General features: G+C 72.0%; 4 protein-coding genes. All 4 read right to left on the bottom strand.

Translation table 11 applies throughout. The features are described 5' to 3' along the window. Positions 1-689, bottom strand: a 689-nt coding sequence (locus VFZ20_RS03530) for a flagellar biosynthetic protein FliO (RefSeq protein WP_329682445.1), incomplete at its 3' end; no start/stop codon positions are given. After that, positions 686-1,066, bottom strand: coding sequence for a flagellar motor switch protein FliN (gene fliN, locus VFZ20_RS03525; protein ID WP_329682444.1), 381 nt, complete (start codon positions 1,064-1,066; stop codon positions 686-688). The genes fliN and VFZ20_RS03530, both read right to left, overlap by 4 nt. A 5-nt stretch (positions 1,067-1,071) precedes the next feature. Then, positions 1,072-2,100, bottom strand: a complete 1,029-nt coding sequence (locus VFZ20_RS03520) for a flagellar motor switch protein FliM (RefSeq protein WP_329682443.1) — start codon at positions 2,098-2,100, stop codon at positions 1,072-1,074. A gap of 7 nt (positions 2,101-2,107) precedes the next feature. Further along, positions 2,108-2,605, bottom strand: a complete 498-nt coding sequence (locus tag VFZ20_RS03515) for a flagellar basal body-associated FliL family protein (RefSeq protein WP_329682442.1) — start codon at positions 2,603-2,605, stop codon at positions 2,108-2,110. Between the last annotated feature and the right edge of the window lie 333 nt (positions 2,606-2,938).

Genomic DNA, 2,938 nt, shown 5'->3' with positions numbered 1-2,938 from the left:
GCGACGGCTTCGGTGGCAGTCTCGACCACGGGCTCCGCAACGACCTCGATCACCGGCTCGACGATGGTTTCGGCGACGGCGGACGTCTCAACGGCGGGCGCGGAGACGATCTCCATCTCCTGATCCGCCAGCGTGTTGGGCTCCATCACCTCAGTCGCGTTCTCGATCACGATCGGCTCCGCGGACTCAGCCGGGGACATCACTTCATCCATCACCTGCGAGAACGCGGCGGACGGCGCGGGCTCGGCCTGGGGCGCGAGAGACGGCGAACCGCCCTCTGCGTCCTCTGCGGCTCTGCGTGCGCCCTTCCGTAAAAGCGTCGCTCCGCGTGAGATGTGACCCGCCAGCACGGGCACGAGCGAGTCGAGCGAGGGACGAAGCGGCGCGGGCGCGGTCTGCGTCTCGGCGGAAGCGGAAGCGGCGAGGGCGTCGCGCTCGGCGTCGCCCAGCTCCAGCACGGGGCGCACGCCGCCGTCGCCCAGGGAGACCGTCATCAGCCGGTCGCCGATGCGCACCACGGCCAGCCCCTGCTTGGGGCTGAGCGCCAGCCGCTGCACCACCTCCATCCGCAGCCGTCCCCGCGCGGCCGGGCGCACCCAGCCCAGCCGGCGCGCCAGGGCGCGGGCCAGCACGGCGACGCCCAGCATCACCGCCAGCGCGCTGAACAGCCCCGCGCCCGCGCCGCTCACGCCGCCACCTCGCCCGTGCCCAGGGCGCTGACGATGCGCGTGATACGCACGCCGAAGTACTCGCCCAGCACCACCACCTCGCCCTCGGCAAAGCGGCGGTTGCCCACGTAGACGTCGATGGGCTCGCCGGCCAGGCGCTCCAGCTGGATGACGGAGCCGCGCCCCAGGCGCAGGATCTCCTGCACGGTCATGCTGGTGCGGCCCAGCTCGATGCTCACGGGCAGCGACAGGTCCATCAGCATGCTCAGCGGCACCTCGCCGGAGACGGAGTCCTCGAACGCCAGCTCGGCGAACGTGGGCTCGGCGGGCTCCACGGCGGGGGCGGCGCCGGCGCGGCCGGCGGCCACGGACTGCATGGCGGCTTCGAACGGGTCCATCGGGCTCACTGCTCCTGGTAGGAAGAGTCGGCCGTGCCCCCGGGCCCGGCCTCGATCGGTTCGATGATGCGCACGGCCAGGCGGGTTCCCACCCGGCCCTGCGCGGCGCGGAAGCGGCGCTCGCCGTTCACCCGCACCTCCACCTCGGTCTGCGCGCTGATGCCGGTGGCCAGCACCCCGCCCACCTGCAGGGCGGCCAGGTCGCGCATGGGCAGCATGAACTCCGGCAGCCGCACGCCCAGCTGCACCTGCGTGCCCCGCAGCAGCCGCTCCGTCATTCCCCGCGTCTCGGCGCGCTCGCGGTCGCTCACGGTGGCGATCTTGACGCTGCGCTTGCCCGTCCCCGCGAAGAACTTCTCCAGCACGCTGAACGGCATGCAGATGGAGACCAGCGACTGGATGCCCGCCGCGGCGATCTCCAGGTTGGCCACCAGGACGGGGTCCTCGCGGTTCACCACCTGCAGGATCTCGGGGACGGATTCGAACGCCCCCACGCTCAGGTCCAGCTGCACGTGGTCCTGCCAGATCTCCGCGAGCAGCGCCGTGATGCGATCGGCCACCACGCGCAGGGCATTGCGTTCGATGGTGGAAAGCGCGCGCTCCGGGACCACGGGCGGGCCGCTGCCGCCGAACAGGCGGTCCACGACCAAAAAGGCGAACTCGCCCCCGAAGTCGATGACCCCCTGCTGCCCGCCGCTGTCGCCGATGTCGATGACGTACGACGAGCAGGGGCTGGGGAGCGAAAGCACGAACTCGCCAAAGGAGAACTGCTCCACGCTCTGGAGCGAGAGCTCCAGCTGCCCCCGCAGCCGGCCGATGAGCCAGCCTTCCAGCGACTTGGCCAGGCGGCCGTACATGGCCTCCAGGGCGCGCAGGCGCTCCTTGCTCACGCGGTGCGGGCGGCGAAAGTCGTAGACCTGCACCTCCGGCCCGGCGCGGCGGGCGGCCTGGCGGGGCCGGGAGCCGCCCCCCTTGCCGCCGCCCATGCCCAGCAGCGCGTCGATCTCGTTCTGCGAAAGCGTTTCCGACGACACGGGTGCCTTACTGGATCACGAACTGGGGAAAGAGCACGGCACGAATGCCGGCCTTGGGAAAGCGCGCCGCCAGCGCGCCCTGCAGCTCCTTCTTGACCGCCTCGCGGCGGCCGGCGTCGGCCAGCTCCACCACCGTCTTGGCGCTCAGCAGGCGGACGACGACGTCGCGCACCTCGGCGTCGCGGGCCGTCATGTCCTCCACGAAGGTCTCGCCCACGCCCTGCAGCGCCACGCGGGCAATCAGGAAGCGCTGGCCCTCGGTGCCGGCCGGGTTGAGCACCACGTCGTCCATGGTGTAGATGGACGGCCCGTGGCCCTCCTCCTCGGGCTCGGCGTGGGCCTCGCCCTGGGCGGGCGCCGGGCCCGTGACGCTCCTGGCCACCATCGGCGCGCCGATGATGGCGCCCGTGGGCCCGCCGATGAGCACACCGCCCACCACACCCACCATGATCAGGGGAAGCACGTTCTTCTTGCTCCCGCCCTGCGCCTGGATCTCGCTAGACATTCTCTTCGCCGGTCGTTTCGGGGTCCCCGCAGCCTCGCGTCTCGTGCCCCGGGAGAAGGCAGGCGGCGTACCGCATGGACCACGCGCGGTCCGCACGCCCTAAGTATCTGCAGAAGGGCTATTTAGGAGATTCGAAAGGCGTGATCGGCCGCGGCGCGGAAGGGGGCGAATCCGCCGGGGGCGGCAGAAACTGCCGGGTCGGGCGGGCGGCACATTCTGCCGCGCGCGTGCGGAGGGGATCGCGCGGGCGCATCGGCCCGGCGGGAGAGCGGACGGATCGGACAGGGAGGGCGTTACGGCAGGATGGCACACGGGGCCTGCGGCCAACGGAGT

It is taken from the genome of Longimicrobium sp., from assembly GCF_036280135.1.
Lineage (GTDB): Bacteria > Gemmatimonadota > Gemmatimonadetes > Longimicrobiales > Longimicrobiaceae > Longimicrobium.
This window is presented reverse-complemented; position numbering and strand designations above follow the sequence as displayed.

What these genes read in the sequence shown, in the direction of transcription:
- fliN (WP_329682444.1), bottom strand. Translation starts at nt 1,066, where the DNA reads ATGGACCCGTTCGAAGCCGCCATGCAGTCCGTGGCCGCCGGCCGCGCC.
- VFZ20_RS03515 (WP_329682442.1), bottom strand. Translation starts at nt 2,605, where the DNA reads ATGTCTAGCGAGATCCAGGCGCAGGGCGGGAGCAAGAAGAACGTGCTT.